At 70.4% G+C, this 24,967-nt stretch carries 24 protein-coding genes; 16 read left to right on the top strand and 8 right to left on the bottom strand.

What is annotated here, in order from left to right; genetic code table 11:
• Positions 1-256: 256 nt before the first annotated feature.
• Both RI578_RS38290 and RI578_RS38285 read left to right on the top strand, forming a co-directional pair.
• Positions 257-2,563, top strand: a complete 2,307-nt coding sequence (locus RI578_RS38290) for a glycoside hydrolase family 78 protein (RefSeq protein ID WP_310875397.1) — start codon at positions 257-259, stop codon at positions 2,561-2,563.
• 103 nt (positions 2,564-2,666) lie between these two features.
• Positions 2,667-3,923 (top strand): family 1 glycosylhydrolase, encoded by a 1,257-nt coding sequence (locus RI578_RS38285; protein ID WP_310875396.1) that lies wholly within the window; start codon positions 2,667-2,669, stop codon positions 3,921-3,923.
• Positions 3,924-4,032: 109 nt separating this feature from the next.
• Here RI578_RS38285 and RI578_RS38280 read toward each other — a convergent pair whose 3' ends face one another.
• Complete coding sequence (locus RI578_RS38280; protein WP_310875395.1) at positions 4,033-5,493, bottom strand: MFS transporter; 1,461 nt, start codon at positions 5,491-5,493, stop codon at positions 4,033-4,035.
• A 256-nt stretch (positions 5,494-5,749) separates the two neighbouring features.
• On the opposite strand from RI578_RS38280, the gene RI578_RS38275 reads away from it, so the two are divergent.
• From RI578_RS38275 to RI578_RS38225, 11 genes are all read left to right on the top strand, one after another.
• Positions 5,750-6,373 (top strand): TetR/AcrR family transcriptional regulator, encoded by a 624-nt coding sequence (locus RI578_RS38275; RefSeq protein WP_310875394.1) that lies wholly within the window; start codon positions 5,750-5,752, stop codon positions 6,371-6,373.
• A 389-nt stretch (positions 6,374-6,762) separates the two neighbouring features.
• A complete protein-coding gene (locus tag RI578_RS38270; RefSeq protein WP_310875393.1) occupies positions 6,763-7,563 on the top strand; it encodes an SDR family oxidoreductase in 801 nt (266 codons plus the stop codon).
• Positions 7,557-8,447, top strand: a complete 891-nt coding sequence (locus RI578_RS38265; RefSeq protein WP_310875392.1) for a 3-hydroxyacyl-CoA dehydrogenase family protein — start codon at positions 7,557-7,559, stop codon at positions 8,445-8,447. The genes RI578_RS38270 and RI578_RS38265 overlap by 7 nt, the downstream gene beginning before the upstream one ends.
• Before the next feature lie 70 nt (positions 8,448-8,517).
• Positions 8,518-9,354, top strand: coding sequence for a cyclase family protein (locus RI578_RS38260; RefSeq protein WP_310875391.1), 837 nt, complete (start codon positions 8,518-8,520; stop codon positions 9,352-9,354).
• Positions 9,351-9,707, top strand: a complete 357-nt coding sequence (locus tag RI578_RS38255; RefSeq protein WP_310875390.1) for a cupin domain-containing protein — start codon at positions 9,351-9,353, stop codon at positions 9,705-9,707. Before RI578_RS38260 ends, RI578_RS38255 begins: the two co-directional genes overlap by 4 nt.
• 1 nt (position 9,708) lies before the next feature.
• Positions 9,709-10,530, top strand: a complete 822-nt coding sequence (locus RI578_RS38250; RefSeq protein ID WP_310875389.1) for a 3-keto-5-aminohexanoate cleavage protein — start codon at positions 9,709-9,711, stop codon at positions 10,528-10,530.
• Between the two features lie 117 nt (positions 10,531-10,647).
• Positions 10,648-11,442 (top strand): IclR family transcriptional regulator, encoded by a 795-nt coding sequence (locus RI578_RS38245; RefSeq protein WP_310875388.1) that lies wholly within the window; start codon positions 10,648-10,650, stop codon positions 11,440-11,442.
• Positions 11,443-11,521: 79 nt separating this feature from the next.
• On the top strand, positions 11,522-12,877 hold the full coding sequence (locus RI578_RS38240; RefSeq protein WP_310875387.1) for an MFS transporter: 1,356 nt from the start codon (positions 11,522-11,524) through the stop codon (positions 12,875-12,877).
• A gap of 104 nt (positions 12,878-12,981) precedes the next feature.
• A complete protein-coding gene (locus tag RI578_RS38235; protein WP_310875386.1) occupies positions 12,982-13,941 on the top strand; it encodes an amidohydrolase family protein in 960 nt (319 codons plus the stop codon).
• Between the two features lie 170 nt (positions 13,942-14,111).
• Positions 14,112-14,669, top strand: a complete 558-nt coding sequence (locus RI578_RS38230; RefSeq protein ID WP_310875385.1) for a quercetin 2,3-dioxygenase — start codon at positions 14,112-14,114, stop codon at positions 14,667-14,669.
• Entirely contained in the window at positions 14,666-15,553 is an 888-nt protein-coding gene (locus RI578_RS38225) for an alpha/beta hydrolase (RefSeq protein WP_310875384.1), read from the top strand. Before RI578_RS38230 ends, RI578_RS38225 begins: the two co-directional genes overlap by 4 nt.
• A gap of 126 nt (positions 15,554-15,679) precedes the next feature.
• On the opposite strand, the gene RI578_RS38220 is transcribed toward RI578_RS38225, so the two are convergent.
• Positions 15,680-16,264, bottom strand: coding sequence for a PadR family transcriptional regulator (locus RI578_RS38220; protein WP_310875383.1), 585 nt, complete (start codon positions 16,262-16,264; stop codon positions 15,680-15,682).
• Between the two features lie 112 nt (positions 16,265-16,376).
• On the opposite strand from RI578_RS38220, the gene RI578_RS38215 reads away from it, so the two are divergent.
• Genes RI578_RS38215 through RI578_RS38205 form a run of 3 tightly spaced genes read left to right on the top strand, consistent with a single transcriptional unit; the run spans position 16,377 to position 19,899 of the window.
• Complete coding sequence (locus RI578_RS38215) at positions 16,377-17,507, top strand: aromatic ring-hydroxylating dioxygenase subunit alpha (RefSeq protein WP_310875382.1); 1,131 nt, start codon at positions 16,377-16,379, stop codon at positions 17,505-17,507.
• A 1-nt stretch (position 17,508) separates the two neighbouring features.
• Positions 17,509-18,519 (top strand): PDR/VanB family oxidoreductase, encoded by a 1,011-nt coding sequence (locus RI578_RS38210; protein WP_310875381.1) that lies wholly within the window; start codon positions 17,509-17,511, stop codon positions 18,517-18,519.
• Between the two features lie 48 nt (positions 18,520-18,567).
• Positions 18,568-19,899, top strand: coding sequence for an MFS transporter (locus tag RI578_RS38205; RefSeq protein WP_310875380.1), 1,332 nt, complete (start codon positions 18,568-18,570; stop codon positions 19,897-19,899).
• Positions 19,900-19,966: 67 nt separating this feature from the next.
• On the opposite strand, the gene RI578_RS38200 is transcribed toward RI578_RS38205, so the two are convergent.
• The 6 genes from RI578_RS38200 to RI578_RS38175 all read right to left on the bottom strand — a co-directional run bounded on the left by RI578_RS38200 (position 19,967) and on the right by RI578_RS38175 (position 24,890).
• Positions 19,967-20,653 (bottom strand): haloacid dehalogenase type II, encoded by a 687-nt coding sequence (locus RI578_RS38200; RefSeq protein WP_310875379.1) that lies wholly within the window; start codon positions 20,651-20,653, stop codon positions 19,967-19,969.
• A gap of 78 nt (positions 20,654-20,731) precedes the next feature.
• Entirely contained in the window at positions 20,732-20,983 is a 252-nt protein-coding gene (locus RI578_RS38195; RefSeq protein WP_310875378.1) for a zf-HC2 domain-containing protein, read from the bottom strand.
• Between the two features lie 56 nt (positions 20,984-21,039).
• Positions 21,040-21,609, bottom strand: a complete 570-nt coding sequence (locus tag RI578_RS38190) for an RNA polymerase sigma factor (protein ID WP_310875377.1) — start codon at positions 21,607-21,609, stop codon at positions 21,040-21,042.
• A gap of 498 nt (positions 21,610-22,107) precedes the next feature.
• On the bottom strand, positions 22,108-23,187 hold the full coding sequence (locus RI578_RS38185; protein ID WP_310875376.1) for a methyltransferase domain-containing protein: 1,080 nt from the start codon (positions 23,185-23,187) through the stop codon (positions 22,108-22,110).
• 81 nt (positions 23,188-23,268) lie between these two features.
• Positions 23,269-24,114, bottom strand: coding sequence for a TVP38/TMEM64 family protein (locus RI578_RS38180; RefSeq protein WP_310875375.1), 846 nt, complete (start codon positions 24,112-24,114; stop codon positions 23,269-23,271).
• Positions 24,111-24,890: a methyltransferase domain-containing protein gene (locus tag RI578_RS38175; protein WP_310875374.1), complete on the bottom strand. Its 780-nt coding sequence runs from the start codon at positions 24,888-24,890 to the stop codon at positions 24,111-24,113. Before RI578_RS38175 ends, RI578_RS38180 begins: the two co-directional genes overlap by 4 nt.
• Positions 24,891-24,967 lie beyond the last annotated feature (77 nt).

Below are 24,967 nucleotides of genomic sequence, written 5' to 3'. Positions count from 1 at the left end.
AGTGCGCGAACACTGTGGCGAGAGCCGTCAGCAACGTCCGAGCCCGCAACAACGAGGCTCGCTGAGTGAAGACCAAGGATTCGACTTTCTGGGGTTCGACCTCAGAAAGTGCGTTGCCTGTGGTTGATCGCGCGGTCGATCGCACCTGACTGAAGGCGTGCGTCTGGTGGCCCGTCGCCTCACAGGCCCATCCGTGACGTACACCACACCCTCTAATACCTAGCTTTCACTAGGTATTAGTCGCATGATGGCCGCCATGCTTCGCCACTGGACCCCGACCGCACGCGTCGTCAGCCCCCGCCCCACCGGCCCCGTCCCCGCCGAAGGCGGCGCCCGCCCCGCCGCGCTGCTGCGTGGTGAGTTCACCACGCGGGCAGCGGTGCGATCGGCGCAGCTCCTCGTCACCGCCCTCGGCGTCTACGAGCTGGAGCTCAACGGAACCGTGGTGGGCGACCACGTCCTGGCCCCCGGCTGGACGAGCTACCGCCACCGGCACCGCTACCAGTCCTTCGACGTCACGACCCTGGTCCGCGAGGGCCGCAACGCCTGGGGAGCCCAGCTGGCCGACGGCTGGTACCGGGGTCTGCTCGGATTCAACGGCGGCACCCAGGACATCTACGGTGAGCACACCGGTCTCCTCGTCGAACTGCGCATCGAGTACGCCGACGGCTCCGTCGACACCGTCGGCACCGGGGACAGTTGGCGCTGGAGCCCCGGGCCCGTCCGCGCCGCCGGTTTGTACGAGGGTGAGGAGTACGACGCCCGCCGCGAGCAGTCGGGCTTCAGCGAGGTCGGCTTCGACGACTCGGCGTGGCAGGCGGTCGAGATCCTGGACTTCGACACCGCCGTCCTCTTCCCGGCCGACAGCCCGCCGGTGCGCCGCATCGAGCACCTCGCACCCGTCTCCGTGACCACCTCGCCCACGGGCCGGACCGTCCTCGACTTCGGCCAGAACCTCGTCGGGCGGCTCCGCATCCGCGTCCGCGGCGAAGCGGGCCGCACGGTGAGCCTCCGCCATGCCGAGGTCCTGCAGGACGGCGAACTGTGCACCCGTCCGCTGCGGTACGCCACCGCCACCGACCGCTACGTCCTGCGCGGCGACCCGGCGGGCGAGGAGTGGGAACCTCGCTTCACCTTCCACGGCTTCCGCTACGCCGAGGTCGAGGGCTGGCCCGGCACGCCCGACCCCGCCGACGTCACGGCCGTCGTCCTCCACAGCGACCTGCGCCGCACGGGGTGGTTCTCCTGCTCGGACGACTCCCTGAACCGCCTGCACGAGAACGTGGTGTGGGGGATGCGCGGCAACTTCGTCGACGTACCCACCGACTGCCCGCAACGCGACGAGCGCCTCGGCTGGACCGGCGACGTCCAGGTCTTCGCCCCCACCGCCGCCTTCCTCTACGACGTCCGTGACTTCCTGCGCTCCTGGCTGCGCGACCTCGCCGCCGACCAGGGCGACGACGAACGCCACGTCCCCCCGGTGTTCAGCCCCGACATTCCGGTGATCACTCCGGTGCCCGTCCCGCCCGGCAACCCGCCGATGGCCGGCTGGTGCGACGCGTCCGTCATCGTCCCCTGGGTGCTGTACGAGCGGTACGGCGACACCGAGGTGCTGCGCGCCCAGTACCCCTCGATGCGTGCCTGGGTCGACGCCATCGACCGGATCGCCGGGCCGGCCCGGATCTGGGGCGAGGGTTTCCAGTTCGGCGACTGGCTGGACCCGACCGCCCCCGCGGACGATCCCGGCCGCGCGATGACGTCGTCCACCCTGGTCGCCACGGCGTACTTCGCGCACTCCGCACGGCTGTTGGCCCGCACCGCCGAGGTCCTGGACGACCGCCACGATGCCGCTCGATACCACGCCCTGGCCGACGCGGTCCGCGACGCCTTCCTCGCCCGCTTCCACACCGGCGGTGGGCGCCTGACGGAGGAGACCCAGACCGCCTACGCCCTCGCCCTGTGCTTCCGGCTGCTGGAGAACGACGCCGAGCGCGCGGAGGCCGGACACCGGCTGGCGGACCTGGTGGCCGGACGCGGCCATCGCATCGGCACAGGCTTCCTCGGCACCCCCCTGGTGTGCGACGCGCTGACCGACACCGGACACGTGGGCGCCGCCTACCGGCTGCTGACCCAGCGATCCTCCCCTTCGTGGCTCCACCAGGTCGACATGGGCGCCACCACCGTGTGGGAACGGTGGGACAGCATGCTGGACGACGGCAGCGTCAACCCCGGCGAGATGACCTCCTTCAACCACTATGCACTCGGTGCGGTCGCCGACTGGATCCACCGAACCGTCGCCGGCCTGGCACCCGCAGAACCAGGCTACCGACGGCTGTTGATCCGTCCCCGCCCCGGCGGCGGCCTCACCTGGGCAAGGGCCGAGCACGACACTCCGTATGGCCGGACCGAGACCGGATGGCGTCTCGAAGGGGACACCCTGCACGTCGACGTCCTCGTGCCGCCCCACGTCACTGCACTCGTCGATCTGCACGGCGCGGAACCCGTCGAGATCGGGCCCGGCCGGCACTCCTTCTGGACCCCGTTCAACGCAACCGCACGGTGACGTCCGTTCATCGGCTCAGGACGACCCGCTCAACGGCTCAACGGCTCAACGGCTCAACGGCTCAACGGCTCAACGGCTCAACGGCTCAACGCAAGGATCACACATGACGCACACCAGCCTGCCCGACACATTCCTGTGGGGCGTGGCCACCGCGGGGCACCAGAACGAGGGCCACAACAGTGCCAGCGACACCTGGTTCCTGGAGAACACCACGCCCTCCCTGTTCCGCGAGCCGAGCGGACCGGCGTGCCAGGGCTACCAGCAGTGGGACACAGACCTCGATCTGGCCGCCGGACTCGGACTCAACGCCTTCCGGTTCTCCGTCGAGTGGGCCCGCGTCGAACCGGAGCGCGGGGTCGTATCCACCGAGGCCCTCGACCACTACGAGCGCAAGGTCGACGGCTGTCTCGAACGTGGCATGGCCCCCCTGGTGACCTTCAACCACTTCACCTCACCGCACTGGTTCGCTGCGAGCGGTTCCTGGACCGCCGACGACGCCCCGGCACGGTTCGCCGAGCAGTGCGACCGGGTCATGGCCCGCTTCGGCGACCGCATCGCGTACGCCGTGACCCTCAACGAACCGAACCTGGAGCAGTTGCTGCAGGCGGGCGGAAAACTCCCGGCCGAGGCGGAGACGCTCAAGACGCAGATGCTCGCGGCAGCCGCACGCGCCGCCGGAAGCGACACCTACGCCAGCGCGAATGTCATCCCCGCCCACCGACAGGACGAGTTCCAGGCGGCGTTCACCCGTGCCCACCGCGCCGCCCGCGACGCGATCAAGGCCCGCCGCGGCGACGTGCCCGTCGGCGTCTCCATCGCCATCGCCGACGAAGTGGCGCTGCCTGGCGGCGAGGTACACCGGGACGCGAAGCGCGCCGCGGTCTACGACCACTGGCTGCGCGAGGCCCGTAACGACGACTTCATCGGCGTACAGAACTACGAGCGCATCGTCCACGGCCCCGACGGCGAGGTGGCGGTCGACGGTGAGCTCAACGGCATGGGCACGGCCATCGCACCGGAGTCCCTCGCCGGCGCCGTGCGCTACGCCCACGAGGTGGCGGGAGCACCGGTCCTCGTGACCGAGCACGGCATCCAGACCTCGAACGACGCACAGCGCGCCGCCTTCGTGCCCGCCGCGGTCCACGGGCTGGCGGCCGAGGTCGGCGCGGGCACACCTGTCCTCGGATACTGCCACTGGACGCTCATGGACAACTTCGAGTGGATCTTCGGGTACGGGGCTCAGCTCGGCCTGCACGAGGTGGACCGCAAGACGTTCCAGCGCCGTCCGAAGCCGAGCGCGAAGGCGTACGCGGACGTCGTGCGGAGCTACCGAGGTACGCCCGCCCCCAGCTGGACCTGACCAGGCCGGTGAGTCCGACCCGCGCCGCGCAGCGGACGTACTCACAGCTCGCCGCCCACCAGCGCCTCTGCATGCCGCGGAGGTGCTGGTGGGCTACGGCCGTGGGCGGCTAGGCGGCGTCGGTGTCCGCGGGGTCCCGCAGTGGCGGGATGAACAGTGAGATCGCCAACGTCAGCGCGGTGAGCAGCGCTCCGGCCCAGAAGAGCCAGGCGTAGCCGCCGTCCTGGTAGAAGGCGGTGCCGTCCACGACGGTGCTGTGGGTGGCGAGGGCGGCGAACGAGAGGGCGGTGACGATGGCGCCGAAGAAGTTGATGAGCATGTTGAGCATGCCGCTGCCCAGGCCCTGTTCGTCCTTGGAGACCACGCCGACGACCAGCACCGGTGCTCCCGCGACGACGAGACCGGCGCCGAGGTTGGCCAGGCACGAGGTGAGGATGAGTTGGGTCTCGTCGGCGTGGAAGAAGCCCACCAGGCCGTAGCCGACCGCCATCAAGGCCAGTCCCGTCCACCAGATCAGGCGTGCGTCGGTCCTGCGCAGGAGGCGGCTGGCGACGAGGCCGGCCCCGAACATCACGACGTTCCAGGTCGCGCTGACGACGGCGTTGTGCTGCGCGGTCCACCCGAGACCCGCGGACACGCCGGGGATGTGAGGGTAGAGGGCGAGCAGGATCGCCATGCCGGGCATGGTGTAGGCGACGGACTGAGCGAGCCCTCCGGTGACGAGAACCAGGGCGACCGGGCGGCGGCTGAGCACCTTCAGGTCCAGGATCGGGTGGGCGCTGGAGCGTTCCACGAAGAGGAAGACGACCAGCGCGGCGAAGCCGACGGTGAGCCAGCCGAGGGTTTTGGCGTCGGCCCACCCCCAGCTCTGCCCCTGGCCGACCGCGTAGACGACCGCCGTCAGCCCTCCGCCGAGCACCAGGCCGCCGAGCCAGTCGAAGCCGGGCCGGCGGTCGTGCCGCGGGGTCTGCGGCACCAGGAAGGCGATCAGCGCGAAGCCGACGGCGGAGGCCGCGGCGAGGAACCACATCACGCCTTCGTAGCCCCAGCCGTCGACCAGCCAACCGGCCAGGAACGGCGCGGTCAGGGCCACCAGGCCGAGACTGCTGCCCAGGACGGCGCTGGCCGACTTCACCAACCGTGGGGGAAAGACGTCCCGCACCGCGGGGAAGGACAGGGCGGCGAACGGGCCATAGCAGCCGGCGACGGCCCGTCCGACCAGCAGAAGCCAGAAGCTGCCCGCCATCGCGGCGATCACGTCTCCGACGACCCCCAAGCCGGTCATCACGAGCATGAGCCGCTTCTTGCCGTACCGGTCACCCAGTTTCATCACGAAAGGCGTCAGCAGCGTCGAGACGAGGACGACGGTCAGACCGAACCAGGCCACGTGGGTGGTGTGGAAGCTCTGCGCCACGCTGGCGGTGGCATTGGCGCCGAGGATGCCGGCGGCGGCCAGGAGCTGGGTCGGCCAGATGAGCGCGATGAGTATGGCGACCAGTCGCGGGGTCCATCCCGCGGTGCCGGTGGGCGATGCTGCGTCGAGCGGGGGGCTGGCAGACGTCGGCGTCATGGAGCCGCTCCTTTCGCGAACAGGGCAGGGTCGGGGTCGGAGTCGGGGTCGTGTGTGGAACTGCCAGGCCGTGATCCAGGGCTCACATCTCGGCCACAGGCTCGAAACGCTCCCCGGCTTCCGGTTGATGATGAGGTCAATACTTAGTGGATACTAGGCATTAGAGGAGTGATGCACGTCACACGCGCACGACTTCCGGGGCGCTCCCGCCCGGCGGCAACGGAAGCGGGCGGCGGGCACTCGGTAGATTGGCGGCATGGGGACACCACGGGGGCCGCGCGGCGGCTACGCAGCAGGGCTGGCGAGGCGCAACCAGATCCTCGAGGCCGCACTGCTGCGCTTCGGCCAGGACGGTTACCGCAAGACCTCACTGGCCCGCGTCGCCCGCGACGCCGGCATCACCGACGCCGGGCTGCTCCACCACTTCCGCGACAAGCAGCAGCTACTGCTGGCCGTGGTGCAGTACTGGCACCAGCAGCTCGACGAGCAGTGGGCACGCGTGTCCGACTCGGTACGGGACGCCTTCCGCTGCCACCTGGAAGACACGGCCAAAATCCTCACCACACCGGGAATCCTCGAACTCGCCGTCGTAGTGGGCGCCGAGGCCACCGCTCCCGACCACCCCGCGCACGACTTCTTCTCCGGATGGCAGGAGAAGGGCGTGCAGGAACTCGCGGACCGCCTGCGCACCGGCGCCACGACGGGCGAGCTCAAAGCGGACCTTGACCATGAGCGCATCGCCCGGGAGTGCGCGGCACTCGACACCGGGCTGCGGGTCCAGTGGCTGACCAGCGGACGTTCCTTCGACTTGGTCGCCGTGATGGGCTCGCACCTGGACCGCCTGATGCGCCACATCTCGGCCGACGGCGAGGGGCTGTAGCGCTTCGGGGAAACGCCAGAGCTGGTCGGACACGTGGGGCGGCCGCCGCAAGGCGGTCGGCGTGACGGCCGGCCCCGACCCCGACCCCGCCCCGCCCGTCGCGCTGTGCTGCCTGCTCGGCATGCTGTTGAGCCAGGCCGCCCTGGGAGCTCTGTGACCGCAGTACGCCGGTGAAGCTCCTCAACGGCAGGCCGCGCTCATGCACGAGCGAGTCTTCCGAGCCGCCGTCGCTGAGCCCAGAGGCCTGCGACAGCACGAGGTCCGCGACAGCGGTCCGGAGCCACGTGGGCAGCAGATTCCGCACGGCCCATTGACCACGAGCACAACCACCCCTACGTTGAACCGCATTCCGGCACGATTGATTCGCATCACGGAACCAGGGGGTTCTCGTGGCACTCGTTCCTGCTGTTTCCCCTCTCTCCCACTTCACGGTGGAGGGGCGTTCCATCGTCATCACCGGGGCCACCGGCGCCCTCGGCAGTACGGCGGCACGCGCCCTGAACGCCCTGGGCGCTCGGCTCACCCTCGCCGGCGGCAACGCCGACAAGCTCGACGCGCTGGCCGCGGAACTGGACGGTCCCGGACCGGTCGAGACCGTCCGGCGCAGGCCGGACGCTCCGGACGATGCCGAGGCGATCCTCTCCGCCGCCGTGACGACCTACGGTGACGTGCAAGGACTGCTCGTCGCCTCCGGCATGAACCACGTCGCGCCGATCACCGAGATGAAGGTCGAGGACTTCGACGCCGTGCAGTCGGCGAACGTTCGCGGCTCCTGGCTCATGTGCCAGGCGGTGGGGCGGCACATGCTCGGCCACGGCGGCGGCGGCAGCGTGGTGCTGGTGTCCTCCACTCGCGGCCGGCTGGGTCACCCCGCCGGATACTCCGCGTACTGCCCCTCCAAGGCCGCGGTCGACCTGCTCGGCCGCAGTCTCGCCGCCGAGTGGGGCGGTTCCGGAGTCCGGGTGAACGTGCTGGCTCCCACCGTGTTCCGCTCGGAGCTGACCGCCTGGATGTACGAGGACGACGAGAAGGCCACCGCGACCCGCGAAGTCATGCTCGCCCGCATCCCACTGGGTCGGCTGGCCGAACCGGAGGACTTCGCCGGAGCGTTGATCTACCTGCTCAGCGATGCCTCGTCGTTCGTCACCGGACAGGTGCTGTACCTCGACGGGGGGTACACCGCATGCTGACAGTCGCCGTCGTCGGCGCGGGCCTGATGGGCCGCGGCATAGCCGAGGTGTTCGCCGGCGCGGGCCATCCAGTACGTCTGCACGACCTCGACGGCGCCACCGTGCACAGCGCGGTGGAGAGTCTGCGGACGCTCGAAGGGGCCGTCGACGGCAGCACCGACCTCGCAGAAGCCGTCACGGGAGCCGGCCTCGTCGTCGAGGCCGTCGCCGAGAATCTCGCCGCCAAGCAGGATCTGTTCGCCCAGCTCGACCACCTGCTGCCGGACGCGCTGCTCGCCAGCAACACCTCCGTGCTGCCGGTGAGCAGCATCGCCGAACGCACCGCCCGACCCGAGCGAGTCGTCGGCACCCATTGGTGGAACCCGCCCGGCCTGATCCCTGTGGTCGAGGTCGTCCGCGGCAAGCACACCAACGAGGAAACGATGGAGCACACCGCGGCGTTGCTGACGTCCCTCGGCAAAGTGCCGGTGCGCGTCGAGCGCGATGTACCGGGATTCGTCGGCAACCGGCTCCAGCACGCCCTGTGGCGCGAGGCGATCGCGCTGGTCGCGAACGGGGTGTGCACCGCGGAGACAGTCGAGACGGTCGTACGCAACACCATCGGCCTGCGTCTGGCCGCCATGGGTCCCTTGGAGAACGCCGACTACGTCGGGCTCGATCTCACCCTGGCCATCCACGATGCGGTCCTGCCCGACCTGAACCGCTCGCCCACTCCTTCCCCACTGCTCAGTAAACTGGTGGCGGCGGGCGACCTGGGCGCCAAGAGCGGCCGCGGCTTCCTGACCTGGCCCGAAGGCAGCCGCGAACGGGCAGGCGCACGCCTGGCCCGGCACATCACCCGGCAACTCGCGGCCACGGCGGACAACGACCCGCCCACGGCGTGAGCTGCCCCTCCCCGCTTCTCCACCCAAGCGGCCCCGCCCGGACACCGATGAAGAACGAAAGGCAGAAACCATGTCCAACACCCCCTTCGCCTGGCCCCTCGGGCCCAACGAGCAGGGACTGGAGTTCTACGACCTCTCCCACCCGTGGGGGCACGGAACGCCGTGCTGGCCGTACTTCGAGGACGTGAAGATCGAGCGCCTGCACAGTATGTCCAAGTCCCGCGTGCTCACCCAGAAGATCACCACGGTGATGCACTCGGGCACCCACATCGACGCCCCCGGCCACGTCGTGGAGAACACTCCGCTGCTCGACGAGATACCGCTCAGCTCCTTCTTCGGCACCGGTGTCGTCGTGTCCATCCCCAAGAAGAAGTGGGAGGTCGTCACCGCCGCCGACCTGGAGGCCGCCAGCCCCGAGATCCGTCCCGGCGACATCGTCATCGTCAACACCGGCTGGCACCACACGTACGGCGACAACAGCGACTACTACGCCTATTCGCCCGGCTTCTACAAGGAGGCCGGAGAGTGGTTCGCCGCCAAGGGCGTCAAAGCCGTCGGCACCGACACCCAGGCACTCGACCACCCGCTGGCCACCGCCATCGGCCCGCACGGCCCCGGCGCGCCGAACGGCCTCCTCCCGTGGGCCTGCGAGGAGTACGAGACCGAGACCGGCCGCAAGGTCGCGGACGACTTCCCCGAGTGGGAACCGTGCCACCGCGCCATCCTGTCCAAGGGCATCATCGGGTTCGAGAACGTCGGCGGCGACCTTGACAAGGTCAGTGGCAAGCGCGTCACCTTCGCCGCGTTCCCCTGGCGCTGGACCGGCGGCGACGGCTGCATCGTCCGCCTGGTCGCCATCGTCGACCCCACCGGCGCGTACCGGATCGAGAAGGGTGAGCGCGAATGAGCGCTCTGCGCGTCACCCGGCTCGACCAGGCCCCGCCGTACCAGCCGCCGTCGCACCACGGCGTCGGCGCACTGCGGCTGCAGGGCCACGAAGCCGGCCCGACCACGCGGTTCTGGACCGGGCTGTCGTACTACCTGCCCGACGGGGCGGCGGACGCGACGCCCACGGTGGAGGAGACGGTGTACGTCGTCCTCGACGGTGAACTCGTGGTCACCGCCGACGGCGAGGAGGCAACGCTGCGCCCCCACGACTCCGTACACCTGGCCAAGGGCCAGGTCCGCTCGGTGGAGAACCGCTCCAGGCGACCGGCCACCCTGCTCGTCACCGTCGCCCTGCCATACGAGGAGACCTGACGTGGGCGTCGTCATCACCGTCGCGCCCACCGGGCCGATCGCCACGAAGGCCGACAACCCCGTTCTGCCCACCTCTCCGGAGGAAATCGCCGGAGCCGTCACCGACGCCTACCGGGCCGGCGCGTCGGTCGCCCACATCCACCTGCGCGACGAGCGCCAGCGGCCGACCGCCGACCTGGAGACCGCGCGCCGGACCATGGGCCTGATCACCGAGCGCTCCCCGATCCTCGTCCAGCTCTCGACCGGAGTGGGGCTCAGCGTGCCGTTCGAGGAGCGGGAGCGGCTGGTGGAGCTGCGGCCCCGCATGGCCACCCTCAACCCATGCTCGATGAGCTTCGGCGACGGCGAGTTCCGCAACCCGCCGGACAAGGTGCGCCGCCTGGCGGCCCGCATGCGTGAGCTCGGCATCAAACCGGAGCTGGAGATCTACGACACGGGGCACCTGGAGGCGTGCCTGCGCTTGTGGAAGGAGGGGCTGCTCGCCGAACCGCTGCAGTTCTCCATCGTCCTAGGCGTCCGCGGCGGCATGGCCGCCACCGCTGACAACCTCCTCACCATGGTCCGCCGACTGCCACCGGGCGCGATCTGGCAGGTCATCGCGATCGGCCGGCACAACCTGCCGCTCACCGCGATGGGCCTGGCGCTCGGCGGCAACGCCCGCGCGGGCCTGGAGGACACCCTGCACCTGCGCAAGGACGAACTCGCCCCCGGAAATCGAGCCCTCGTCGACCGGGCGATCGCCCTCGCCCGCGACCTGGACCTTCCCCTCGCCGGGGTGGAGGAGACCGCACAGCTCCTCGGCCTTCCGGATCGCATGACCTGAAGGGGACGCCCCGACCTCTGGAGACCGGGAGAAGGGAGCTGCACGGAGGTCGTGTCACCCGGACCGCACCCATGCGGCAGGCTGTCCGGGACACGACGTACGAAGGGAACACACGCCATGACGGCGGTTGACGAGCACTCAAGGCCGGGGCGCGGCAGCGCGGGCGGCATCCAGGTCATCGCACGAGCGGCGGAGGTGCTGCGCCTGCTCCAGGCAGCCCCGTCCGGCCTCACCCAGGCGGAGGTGGTCGAGCGGATCGGCCTCGCCAAGTCCACGGTCCACCGCATCCTCGGTGCCCTGGAGGCGGAAGGACTGGTGACGGTGGCCGGCACCCGCGGGCGGTACCGGCTGGGCCCCGAGATCCCCCGCATGGCCGCGTCCGTGCGGTCAGCGATGATCGTCGACCTGCGTCCCTATCTCGAGGATCTGTCTCGCCTTCTCGAGGAAACGGTCGACCTGTCGATCCTCGAGGACCATCAGGTGGTCTTCGTCGACCAGGTCATCGCCGACCGTCGGCTGCGCGCGGTCAGCGCGGTCGGCGCCGGCTTCCCCCTGTATTGCTGCGCCCCCGGCAAGGCACTTCTCGCCGCCCTGCCGGCGGCCGCGCTCGAGGACGCCGTACCGCACCGGCTCACCGCCGAGACCCCACATACCCTCACCACCCGCTCCGCGCTGCGGGGCGAGCTCGAAGACATCCGCCGCACCGGCATCGCCTTCGACCGTGAAGAGCACACCCTCGGCATCTCCGCCGCCGGCGTCGCCATTCGTACCGCGGCCTGGGGCACCGCAGCCATCAGTGTGCCCACCCCGACGCAACGCTTCTCCGGGCGCGAACGGGCGATCACCGAGGCCCTGTCGCAAGCCAGGGAGCGCATCGAAACGGACTTCGGCGTCATGGAGCCGGCACCGTGACGACGCGTCGCTCGGCTCGGTGCACGTGCTTCCCGCGTCCTCCTCCCGCACCGTTCCCGAGACAGAAGGAATCGCCCTCATGAAAGCGAAACCGTCTCCAAGAGGCCCCGACCCGCAACGTCCCGCGACTGTATGGCTGTTCATCCTCATGGCCGCCCTCATCGCGATGTTCGAGGGCTACGACCTGTCCGTGTACGGGGCCACTGTGCCGGCCTTGCTGCGCGAGCCCGGCTGGGACCTGTCCAAGGGGGAGGCGGGCGACATCGGTTCGCTCGTCGCCGTCGGCATGCTGATCGGGGCCGGCATCGCCGGGGCCGCCGGGCGGCGCCTGGGCACCCGCCGGCTGCTCCTGAGCGGTCTGTCGTTCTTCTCCCTGTGCATGCTCGGCTCCGCTCTGGCCGACGGGCCGGGTGTGTTCGCCGCGTCCCGTCTTTTCGCCGGCATCGGTCTGGGCGTGGTGCTGCCCACGCTCACCGCCGTCGTGGGTGAGATGTCCGTGCCGCGGGTGCGTGCCCGCAACATCGCGGTCATGATGGCCGGTTCATGCGTCGGCTCCCTGGGAGCGCCACTTCTCGGCTCGTGGCTGCTGCCGGACGTCTCCTTCCGGGTGCTGTACCTCGTCGGCGCGGCCGCTCTGATCACTGTGGTGCCGTGGGCCTTGCTGCGCCTGCCCGAGAGTCCGCGGTACCTGGTGCGTACCGGCCGCGCGGCCGAAGCCGCCCGGACCGCCGTCCGGTTCGGGCTGCCGGCCCCGCGACCGCCCTCCACGTCACAGCCCGGGCACCGGTTCCTCGGGCTCGGCCCGCTGCTCCAGCGCCCGCTGGTCGTCACCACGTTGCTGTTCTGGGTGATGACCTTCTGCGGGCTGCTGCTGATCTTCGGCTTCAGCACGTGGCTGCCGACGCTCATGCAGGCCGGCGGCTTCTCCATCGGCTCGGCCCTGACCATGACGTGCCTGTCGTGGATCGGCGCGGGTGTCGGCATGGTGCCCGGAGGGGTGCTCGCCGACCGGTTCGGTCCCAAGCGCGTGGTGAGCGGCGCCTTCCTCGTCGGGGCCGCCGGTCTGCTCCTGATGAGCCGGAATCCGGCCGGCTGGGTGCTGTACCTCTGCCTGCTGCTGTGCGGCTTCGGGCTGCTGGCCTGCCAGGCGTTCGTCAACGCCTACCTGATCGGCAGCATGCCGGCGGAGCTGCGCGTCCCGGCCGTCGGGTGGTCGTTGTCCGTCGGCCGGCTCGGCGCCATCGCCGGCCCGTCGCTCGGCGGGCGGATCCTCGACTCCGGGCTGGGCCTGGAATGGAACTTCTACTTCTTCGCCGCCACCGCCGCCGTCGGCGCCACGGCGGCGATCGCCGTGCCCACCGGTCCGCTCGGCCGTCCCGCCCGGCGCCGGACGACCACTGCTCTCGGCCCGGCCGGCAGCGCCTCGGCCGTCTGAGCCCCGTTTCCGCACCGGCTCCGCCGCCCTCCGCGCCTCACTCGGGCCGTGCCCGCCGGCCGTGCATCCCCTCGTAGCCACACGCTCCCCGGAGAACCCCAGCCATGAAGAAGATCGCGATCGAAGAGCACTTCACCACCGCCGCCCTCGCCCACTACAGCCTGCCCGCCGCGGCTCTGTTCGACCCGCCCCAGTGGGACGCCGCCATGCGGCGACTGCTGGACTTCACCGACGTCCGACTGCCCCAGATGGACGAGCTCGGCATCGACATGGAGGTGCTGTCGCTGACCGCCCCCGGTATCCAGGCCGAGACGGACACCGCCGTGGCGGTCGAACGGGCCGCCGAGGCCAACGACTTCCTCGCCGAGATCCTCCGCAAACACCCCACCCGCTTCTCCGGTTTCGCCGCACTGGCCCTGCAGAACCCGGACGGCGCCGCGGCCGAGCTGGAACGAGCCGTCACCCAACTCGGCCTGCGAGGTGCCCTGATCAACGGTCACACGCACGGCGAGTACCTGGACGCGGACAGGTTCCGGCCGGTGTGGGAGCGCGCCGAGGCTCTCGGCGTGCCGATCTATCTGCACCCGGCCAGCTCCTACGACGTGTGGCACAACGTACGCGGCCACGAGGAACTGATCGGGCCGATGTGGAGTTGGGGCGTGGAGACCGCGACCCACGCCCTGCGCATCGTCTTCGGCGGCGTCTTCGACCGCTTCCCCGGTGCCACCCTCGTCCTCGGCCACATGGGCGAAGGACTGCCCGGCCACCTGTGGCGCCTCGACAGCCGATGGCACTTTCTCAACCAACGCGGCATCCACCTGGCCAAGCCACGCCCCTCGGACTACGTCCGCGACAACATCATGATCACCACCAGCGGGGTGTGCGACCACGCCCCCCTGCTCGGCGGCCTGCTCGCGCTCGGCGCCGACCGGATCATGTTCTCCACCGACTACCCCCTGGAGAGCAACCAGGAGGCCGTCCGCTTCATCGAGACCGCCCCGATCAGCGAGACCGACCGCGCCAAGATCTGCCACCTCAACGCCCGGCGCTTGCTGAGCCTCTGATCAACCGAACCCGCACCCCCCTGTACGGAAGTGGTCTCCTCCCCCGCCCGCGCCGTGCCGCGATGGGGCCGGCTACTCGCGAGCAGGCCGGCGGCGACCACTTGATTTCGACGACCTCTAATGTCAGGCTACCTGACATAATCCCAATGGCACAGATCCGAGGAGACGGCATGACCATCGAATACGCCACCCGCTACCGACAGGCGTCGCGCATTCCCCCGGAGCCCGGCAAGCCGTACTTCATCGAGAAGGGCGAGGGGGACCGCGCCCACCTGTTCGGCGATCTGATCACCATCTACGCGGGCGGCGAGCAGACCGAGAACACCTTCAACTTCTTCACCGTCGAAGGCCCGAAGGGCGACATCATCCCGGCCCACCTGCACACCGACACGCACGAGGTCTTCTACATCACCCAGGGCGCCGTTCGGCTGTTCGTCGAGGACACCGAGGGCGATCAGCAGGAGAAGCTGCTCACCCCCGGCGACTTCGGCTTCGTGCCCAAGAACTGCCGGCACGCCTACCGCATGGAGCGCCACCACAGCCAGGTCGTCGGCGTCGCCGCCGGCCCGGGGGGCACCTTCGAGCGGTTCTTCGAGAACCTGGGCGCGCCCGCGGAGCAACTCGGTCTGCCGCACCAGCCCGTCATACCGGCACCGCACAAGTTCGCCAGCGTCCCCGAGCAGTACGACGTGCGTTTTCTGCCGGACCACCAGTGGCGGAACCGATGACGGCGACCGGGCCCTCGCTGCGGGAACTGATCGCCGCACCTCACCCCGACCACGCTCCGCTGCCGCCCGCCGCCCCGAGCGAGCCCGGCGTACGCGAACTGCGCGGCGTGCCCTACGCCGAGGTCGAGGGCGGCCGTCCCCTGGAACTCGACCTCTGGTTGCCCGGGGCCTCCCGGACAGGGCCTCTTCCGCTGGTGCTGTTCGTACACGGCGGCGCCTGGCGACGAGGCCGGCGTGACGACATGGGTATGCGCACGCGTCACTGGGCCCCCGGGCCCTTCGCACGCATCGCGGCGGAGGGCTTCGCCGTCGCCTGCGCCGACTACCGGCTCAGCGCCGAGGCCACCTTCCCCGCCCCCTTCGACGATCTGCGCGCCGCCCTGCGCTGGCTCACCCTGCGCTCCGCCGAACTCGGCATCGACACCAGCAGAACGATCGTGTGGGGCGAGTCCGCCGGCGGACATCTCGCCTCTCTCCTCGCCCTGACCCACACCGAGCCGCCGCTGGTCGGCGCCGTGATCTGGTACGGACCGAGCGACCTCACCACCGCACGGGGCCGCTTCACTCCCGAGGACGCCGCCACCCCCGAGGCGCTCATGCTCGGCACGGCCCCGGCCGCCGCCCCGGAGCGTGCCCGTGCGGCCAGCCCGCTCACCCACGCGCACGCCGACGCGCCTCCGTTCCTTCTCGTCCACGGCGAGCAGGACACCATGGTGGACTGCTCACACAGCCGATCCCTCGCCTCGGCCCTGGAGAACGCGGGGTCGCCGGTCGAGTTGAGGACGGTGCAGCACGCCGACCATGGCTGGCATGGGCTGCCCGATGACCAGGTGGAGGGGCTCTTCACCCACTCCCTGGCGTTCGCCCATCGTCTCGTGGTCTGACCCCGGGAACCGGCGCCCGCCCGAGCCGGCCGAGGCGATTACCGACCCCGCGTGCCGGTGGCGGGCCGGCCTCGGGGATGGCCGACTGTCCGCAGGCGGGGCCGAAACGACAGCCCGGCGTCGGGATCAGGAGTCGTACAGTTCGTCGACGAGCGCGAACCCGTCCGCGATCCAGGCCAGTTCGGTGCGGGCGCGGGCGATGAGGCCGTCGTAGGCGTACACCTTGTAGCGCACCGCGAGCTCGGCCTCGCGCTCGGTCAGCTTGGACAGGCGGGCCGCCAGGGTGGGATGGGTACGGTCGACGAGCGCGGCCCGGGTACCTTCGAGCATGCTCAACTGCTCCTCCCAGTACGCCTGCTGTGCCCGGAGATGCTCACGCACCGATGCGGGGTCGGCGAAGTCGAAGTAGGCCGCCTTCAGGTACGCCGGATCGCGCTGTCGCTGAGGCGTCAGCGGGGACCCCATCCACTCCCGGAAGTCGGCGAGACCGGCGTCGGTGACGTGGTACTCCTTCTTCGTCCCCTTCTTGCCCCAGGGCACCTCGACCGAGGTGAGCAGCCCGTCGCGCTCCATCCGGTTGAGCTCGGGATAGATCTGCGAGTCCGGGGCGTGCCAGACGTGGGCCACCGAGCGACTGAAGCTTTTCGAGATGTCGTACCCGGTCATCGGACGACCGGTGAGCAGCGCGATCAGCGCGTAACGCAGCGACAAGGCCCCTCCCCCTCCGGATTTCTCAGGCTACCGGCTATTGCCATCTAACTATATCCATAGTTAGTTTGTGGCCCACCCGACACATACCTCTCTTCATAGGGAGTTCGTTCGCATGCCCCGCACCGCCTCCCCCTCGGACACCGCGCCACCGACCACCGCTGCCGCGAAGATCTTCAACCACCCCCGCAACGCCTGGTACGCCGCCGCCTGGGACCACGAGGTCACCGGCAAGCAACCGCTGGCCCGTACGGTCGCCGGCGTGCCGCTGGCGTTGTGGCGCGGCACCGACGGCCGCGCGAGCGCCCTCGCGGACGCCTGCTGGCACCGGCTCGCGCCGCTGTCGAAGGGCAGAATCCTGGGCGACGAGCTGCAGTGCCCGTACCACGGTCTGCGCTACAACGCGACCGGTCGCTGCACCGGAATGCCCGCACAGGAGACGATCAACCCCAGCGCGGTGGTCCCCTCCTACCCCGTCGTCGAACGTCACCGGTACGTCTGGGTCTGGGTCGGCGATCCGGACCTGGCCGATCCGACCACGGTGCCCGACATGCACCAGATGGACGACCCCGCCTGGGCCGGCGACGGCGAGACGATCCACGCCGACTGCAACTACCAGCTCATCCTCGACAACCTCATGGACCTCACCCACGAGGAGTTCGTGCACTCCTCGAGCATCGGCCAGGAGGAGCTGTCCGAGTCCGAGTTCGACATCACTCACGAGGGCAATACGGTGACCGTCACCCGGTGGATGCGCGACATCGACGCCCCGCCGTTCTGGCTGAAGAACATGCGGGACAAGTTCCCGGGCTTCTCCGGCAAGGTCGACCGCTGGCAGATCATCACGTTCGAGGCGCCGGGCACCATCCGTATCGACGTCGGTGTGGCGAAGGCGGGTACCGGTGCTCCCGAGGGGGACCGCAGCCAGGGCGTCAACGGGTACGTGATGAACACGATCACCCCCGAGACCGACCGCACCTCCCACTACTTCTGGGCATTCATGCGCGACTACCGCCTGGACAGCCAGACCATCACCACCCAGCTGCGCCAGGCGGTGCACGGCGTCTTCGGTGAGGACGAGGAGATGCTGCGCGCCCAGCAGCACGCCATCGACACCAACCCCGGGCACGAGTTCTACAGCCTCAACATCGACGCCGGCGGGATGTGGGTACGCCGGATCCTCGAGCGCATGCTCGCCGCCGAGGGACGCCCCTCCTCCGCGCCGGCCGCCGGTCAGGGGGCCTGAGATGGCGGTGCAGACACAGAACCGCCGGCAGCGCGCCCGTGTGGTCGAGGTCTCCGACGTCGCCGACGGTATCCGTCGCATCGTCCTGGCCCCCGAGCAGCCCGAGCACGCCGCGCCCGGCACGCACATCGACATCGAGATCGAGAGCGGGGACGGCGTCCGCCGGGTGCGTTCCTACTCCGTGGTGCGCTCCGAGGACGGCGGCCGCCGGCTGACGCTCAGCGTGCGCCTCTCCCCCACCTCGTCCGGTGGCTCGGCGGCGATGCACCGACTGCGGGTCGGGGACGGCCTGACCGTCACCGGGCCGCTGCAGAACTTCCCGCTCGCGGTCGGCGCCACCCGCTACGTACTCGTCGCAGGCGGCATCGGCGTCACCGCGTTGGTGGCCATGGCCACCGCGCTGCGCCGGCGCGGTGCCGACTACCAGCTGGTGCTCGTCGGTCGCAGCCGCGCCGTGATGGCGTACGTCGACGACCTGGTCGCCGAGCACGGCTACCGCGTGCGCGTCCACGTCGACGACGAGGGCACCTCGCTGGCGATCGACGACCTCGTCGCCGGGATCGCCCGGACACCCGCCGGCGCGGGCACCGAGCTCTACATGTGCGGCCCGATCGGGCTCATGAACGCCATCTCGCGGAGTTGGGCCGAGCACGAACTGCCGGCGACCAATCTGCGCTTCGAGACATTCGGTTCCAGCGGCCGTTACCCGGCCGAGGAGTTCCTGGTGCGCCTGCCCGACCTCGACCGGGAGATCACCGTCGCACCCGACACCTCGATCCTCGACGCCCTCGAGGCAGCCGGGGTCGACACGCTCTCGGACTGCCGCAAGGGCGAGTGCGGGCTGTGTCTGGCGGAGGTGGTCGACTCCACCGGCACCATCGACCACCGCGACGTCTTCCTGAGCGAGACCCAGAAGGAACGCTCGAACAGGCTGTGCCTCTGCGTCTCCCGAGCAGTGACACCCGACAGCGGCTCGGGCGATCCCGCTGTCCTCTCCCTCCGCCTCACCTGAGCCGGTGCACCACCGGGTCCGCACGGACCCCTCACCACCTGGACACCCATGATCACCGCACGCATCTCGCAGGCACCGATGAGCGGCTACCAATGGCTGATCGTCGCCCTCTGCACCTTCATGAACTGCCTGGACGGCTTCGACGTCATGGCGGTCGCCTTCACCGGGCCGTCGGTCACCAAGGAGTTCGCGCTCAGCGGCTCGGAGTTCGGCCTGCTGGTCTCGGTCGGCCTGATCGGGATGGCGATCGGCTCGATGCTGCTCGCCCCCTTCGCCGACCTCATCGGTCGACGCCCGCTGATCCTGATCAGCCTCGCCCTCGGCACGATCGGCATGTTCGGCGCGGCGATGGCATCGTCGGTGCCGGTGATGGGCATCTCCCGGCTCATCACCGGCATTGGTGTCGGCGCCATCCTGGCCAGCACGAATGTGATCGCCAGCGAGTTCTCCAACGCCAAGAACCGCGGTCTGGCCATCGGCATCTACACCGCCGGGTACGGGATCGGCGCCACCGCGGCAAGCCTGGTCGCCAAGGCCACCGTGGGGGGCGACTGGCGGATCGTCTTCTACGCCGGCGGTGTCGGGACCCTGCTCGCCCTGATCGTGATCGCCGTAGTCCTGCCCGAGTCGGTCGCCTTCCTCGAGCAGCGCCGACCCAGCGGCGCGCTGGAGCGGATCAACCGGACACTGGCCCGGATGCGGATGGAGCCCGTCACCGACACCGACCTCGACCAGGCGGCCGCCACCCGGACGGGCACCGAGCGGGCCGGGACGGGATGGCTCAAGCAGCTGCTGACCCCGACGATCCTGCTCTGGCTGATCTTCATCACGATCATGTTCGGCTTCTACTTCGTCAACAGCTGGACCCCTACCCTCCTGGTCGAAGAGGGCCTGTCCGAGAGCGCGGCGGTGACCGCCGGGATGGCGATCTCGATCGGCGGCACAGTCGGCTCGGTCCTTTACGGCGTCGCCGCCCGGGTGCGTACGCCGCGGGTGGTCCTGATCGGGTTCTCCCTACTCGCGGCCGCGATGATGATCGTCTTCATCGTGAGCACCTCGACGCTGTGGCTCGGGTTCGGCATCGGCGTCGTCGTCGGTGCTCTGATCAACGGCTGCATCGCTGGTGCCTATACCGTCGGTCCGCCGCTCTACCCGGCCAACGTCCGCAGTGTCGGCATGGGCTGGGCACTCGGGATGGGACGCATCGGCGCCATCCTGTCCCCGACCATCGCCGGCCTGCTCAAGGACACAGGTGCCTCCGCGACCCTCCTCTACGTCGGTGCCGCCCTGGTGGTCGCCGTCTGCGCGCTCGTCCTGGTGGGCCTGCGCCGGTACGACCCCGAGTCCGCTCCCCCGGCGAAGGAAGCACTCGCCGTCTGACGTACCGTCCGGTCCGGGAAACCGCCCACGAGGCTGTGAACGAGGCAGGAAGGCGCCCCTGGAGGACTTAGCCGAGCATCTCGGCGAGTTCGCGCAGATTTTGGGCCCTGTACGTCGGTGGGATCATGACTTCCGGGTAGGCCGCCGGACCCCGGCGCAGCCATGCGCCGCCGAGTCCCGCCCGTTGGGCGCCATCGACGTCCCACGGGTGGACGGCGACCAGCATCGCCTGGTCGGGTCGCACGCCGACGTGTTCGACGGCGTACCGGTAGGCGGCCGGAGCCGGCTTCCAGCACCGCGGCCCGCCCACGTCCAGCTGGGCCTCGAAGCAGCCGAGAACCCCGGCTCGCGTGAGCAGCCGCTCCGTAAGAGCCGCGCGGCCGTTGGTCATGGTCACCAGCCGGAACCCCGCCCGGTGCAGAGCCTGCACGCCATCGGGGACATCGGGGTGCACGTCCAACTCCGCGAAGCCGTCCAGCACGTAACGCGCCGCCTCCTCGACCGCCTCGCTGTCACCCGGCCATCCGTGGACGGTGGGCAGCAGGGCCCGGATCCCGTCTCGGGCCACGGCGGAGAACTCCGCGAAGGCTCCGGCAGCCGTGAGCGCGAAGCCGTCGCGCAGCACCCCCGCGAACCAGGTCTCGAGCAGGTGCGGGGGTGCGCCGACTTCCTCGAAGCGGACCCGGAGCGGGCTCAGGTCGCTGAGGGTCTCGTTGACGTCGAAAACGAGCACCTGCGGGTTGCGGTTGCTCATGGTCTCCTCCTCAAGACTGGGGCCGCCACGTGCGTCCCGTGAGTCACGACGGAGCGTGCGTCACCTGGCGTGCCGGCGCTACCGTGTCGCGCTCTCCTCTCCGCCGTCGTACTCAGCAGGCGGATCACTCAGGAGCGACTCGCCGAAGACACGGAGCCGGCCCAAGGCATCGGTATCCGGCTCCTCCCTGCGGGCCAGCGCGTTGTGGATCTCCTGGTAGACAGACGCTTCCAAGCCACAGCGCCGGCAGTCCTCCAGGTGTGCCGCGAAGCGGCGCGCCGTGATCTCATCGGTTTCGCCGTCGAGGTAGGACTGGAGCCCGCGGGCCACCTGCAAGCAGTTCATTCGGCGTTCGGCCGACGTACGCCGCCACCATGGACGCCTCTTCACATCACACCTCGTTTCGGCGCCAGTCCTGCCGTGGCCAGGCGCGCCCGTATCCGTTTGCGCGCCCGGTGCAGCCGGCTCATCACGGTGCCTTCGGGCACATCCAGCAGGTGGGCGGCTTCCGCATAGGTGAGGCCGTCGATGTCGACCAGTTGCACCACTTGGCGGTGCTTGTCCGGCAGTGCGCACAGCGCCTCGTCCACCACCTCGTCGAACGCCTCGCCCACAACGATCTCTTCCGCCGAACCACTGGCGCCCGTGGTGCTCAGCCGGTCCAGATCGGTGTCCGGGTCGTCCAGGAGATGGGGACGGCGGCGGCGGTGGCGATTGATCTCGGCCCGTCGCATGATCGTCAGCAACCACGCGCGCGGATGCTTCCCGTCGAAGCGGTCCACGGCCCGGTAAGCGCGCAGCAGGGTGTCCTGCACGAGATCCTCGGCGTCCGCCGGCTGTGAGGTCAGCGTCATCGCCACCCGCAACAGCACCTCCACCTCCGGCAGCACATGGGCGGCGAACGCCTTGGCCCGAGGGTCCGCCGGGCCCAGTGGCGCTGTCACTTCTTCTTCCACGCGGTGGAAACCCCTGATCTGCGGCTCCGCATTCCATCTCCTTCTGATTCTTGTGTTGCCGATCTCCGTCGAGACGGGGCCGAGGAGCTTCCCGAGGCTGGAATGCCGCGTACAGCAGGGCGGGTTTCCGCTGCATGAAATGGCAGCGCGTTCCCGGGCCGGGGCGAATGTGGGCCGAGTGCCGGGAGAAGGTACGCCATGTGCGGCTGCACGGCGAGGTGGAAGCGTACGCCGATGGGCAGCTCACGGGTGCGCATCGCATGCAGGTGGCCGCTCACATCGCCTGCTGCTGGGCGTGCAGCGGCAGCCTGCAACTGCTACAGCTGATCAAGGCGTCCCTCCGGCACAGCCCTCGGCGGACGCCCCCCTCCCTCGCGTCGGCCCGAGTCCGGCGCTTCGCTCAGGACCTCACCACGCCTACGGGCGAGGGCCGGCCCGGCCGTTGACGGGCGCCGGCCCGACAGGTGAGTCCTGGTGGCCCGGCGCCCCGGCCCGCTGTCAGCAGCAGCCCGACGGGGCGCCCGTGCCCGGTGCAGTCGTCCCCTCCGCGGGATCGCACGGGAACAGGCCGAAGTGGTGGCTCTTGTCTCCGGTGACGGTGAAGTGAGCCGCGTAGCGGGTTGCGCCGAGCATGTCGGCGGTATTGCCGCAGACGAGCATCGGCTTGCCGGTATGGAAGCGGTGGTGGTCGTCCAGGTCGAAGGCGTGGGGGTGCTCGGTGAGGGTGCCGCGGTAGACGGCGACCTGGCCGTAGTCCTCGCAGCGGTCCTCGAGGGGCAGCTTGAAGGCACGGACGGTGCGGGAGGTGAAGGTGGCGAATCCGATCTTCCGCTCGATCTCCGGGTCACTGATCGTCACGGGAGAGGACGCGGTGGCTCGGGCGTCCGGACATCCGTTGTCTGCCAAGATGCGGCGGAAGTCCTCGGTGTACAGGGCACCCGCCAGGCACTCCCCGACGAGGACGGGATCGTCGAGGAGGGCGGACGGCAGGCGCCGGTCGGCGAAGATGTCGGAGAAGTACAGCTCGCCGCCGGGCTTGAGGACGCGGAAGATCTCGGAGACGACGCGCGGCTTGTCCGGAGACAGGTTCACCACGCAGTTGGACACCACCACGTCCACGGAGCCGTCCGGGATGCCGGCCGCTGTCAGGTCCTCGATGTAGCCGTGCCGGAAGTCGGTGTTGGCGTGGCCGAACCGTTCCGCGTGCCAGTCCTGGTGGCGGCGGGCCACGGCCAGCTGTTCCTCGGTCATGTCGACGCCGATCACCCGGCCGGCGGGGCCGACCAGTTGGGACAGCACGTAGACGTCCCGACCGGTGCCACAGCCCAGGTCGAGCACGGTGGCGCCCTCAAGCGCGGGAGGGATGGGTGAACCGCAGCCGTAGAAGCGCTCCATGACCTCGTCGTGCACCTGGGCCAGAGCCGCGGCGATGTGTGGCGGCGGCGCCGTGTCCGTGCAGCAGGCCGAGGTCTTGAGGTCGGCGGAGGAGGCAAGCACCTTCCCGTAGTAGTCCCTGACCGATTCCGCCACGGATGCGCGGGCTGTCCGCTGTACTGGGGGTACGTCGATCGTCGCCATGTGCTCTCCCTGATGCGCGTCTTCTCGTGCTCCGGCCGGCGGTTCGCCGGGCCGCGACGGGAACCCGCTGTGCGGCGGTCGTCATTCCCCGCCCGCTGCGCCGTGATCCGTCCCGATGGTGGGTGTCGGGGCAGCGCGTCCCACTGCCGGTGGCGCCTCACTGCCGGTGGCCGGTGGCATCGGCGTGGCTTTTGCACCCACCGACTCCGACGCCGGGGAGCGGACCCGCCGTGCGGCCCACCAGCCCCCCGCGCTCAGCGCCGCCAGACCGGCCAGCGCGATCCACAGCCCGGGGGACGTGGGATCGCCCAACGAACCACCGAGCCCGGTGTAGACGACGGTTCCCGGCACGATGCCCAGGGCCGTGGCGGTCACGTAGGAGGAGAAGCGCACACCGGCCACCCCTGCCCCGTAATTGATCAGCGAGAAGGGGAACAGCGGTACCAGCCGCAGAAGGAGAACGGCTGCGAACCCTCGGCGCGTCAGGTAGGCGTCCAGCCGGGCCAGCCGTCCCGAGCCCGCGTAGCGGGCCACCACCGGGCGCCCCAGCCAGCGGGCGACGCCGAACGACAGTGCCGCGCCCGCCGTCGCTCCCGCGAGCACCGCGCCGATCCCCAGGGGCAGCCCGAACAGCGCCCCGGCGGACGCGGTCAGTACCGAGCCGGGCAGCAGGGCCGTCACCGCCAGGGCGTAGCAGACCGCGAAGATGACCGGGCCCCACCAACCGAGCGAATCGATCCACTGGCGCGCCTCGCGCATCAGGTCCGCGCCACCCCAGGCCACCCAGGACGCGAACGCCACCAGCAGGGTGATCAGGACGGCCAGCCGTACCCACGCCGTGCCCGTCGGCCGCTCCGCCGCCCCCTCCGGGCCGGAATCGGACGGCGCGGGAGGGAGTGCGTGGGAGGGGGACGGCGTGCGCCTCATATCGGCTCCGGTGACGGTTGCTGGGCGGGAAGGTCGGCCACCACGCGGCGCAACGGCAACTCCAGGCGCCGTCCCGAGGACGCCCACCGCGCCAGGGAGCGCTTGGCTGTCTGGGCGCGGTGGTGGGTCAGTCCGGGCAGGTACAAGGCATCGGCCAGCAGGGCCGCCGCTTCGGCCGACTCGATGGCCAGGGTGAAGACGCGCCGCTCGTCGCGGCGGACGCGGAACCCCGCCGCGCCCAGCAGGGGCGCCAGCCCGTCGCGGGCCTGCGGGTTGGGCCACGGCTGGCGCACGGCGCGCAGGGCTGCCATCACGCGGAGCCAGCCGAGCAGGCCGGACGGGGAGAGCCCGGACTGGGAGGGCACCAGCGCCGCGAGCGTCCCCCCGGGCCGCAGCACGCGCCGGATCTCCCCGAGCACCTGCGGCAGCGGGGTGACGACCGGCAGGCATATGGCCGCACAGACGGCCCCGACGCTCGCGGAGGTGACTGGGAGCGCGTCCGCGCCGGCCCTTACCAGCGGCCAGCGGCCCCGGCGCGCCGCTTCCGCGAGTTCCGCCGCCGACAGGTCGACGCCGACCCAGTCGGCGTCCGGCAGCTCGTCGCGGGTGGGTGCCGAGCCGCAGGCCAGGTCGAGGATGGTGCCGCGAGCGCCGTGCAGCGGTTCGGCGAGCCAGGTGTAGGGAGAGGCGTCGGCCAGCGAGAAGAGCTGCTCGGTGATACCGGGGTGCGCGTGGTGGTAGGCGGTGATGAAGCGCCGCCAGTCCGGTTCGTCCATCCGGCCCTGCCTCTCGACCCGCCCATGGCGGACTGCTCGCCCTGCCCTTGCCGTCGGGAACCCTGCCGGGCCGGCTT

The organism is Streptomyces sp. BB1-1-1 (genome assembly GCF_031597775.1).
GTDB lineage: Bacteria > Actinomycetota > Actinomycetes > Streptomycetales > Streptomycetaceae > Streptomyces > Streptomyces thinghirensis.
The sequence above is the reverse complement of the archived record's forward strand: the minus strand, read 5'-3'. Positions and strand labels throughout refer to the sequence as shown.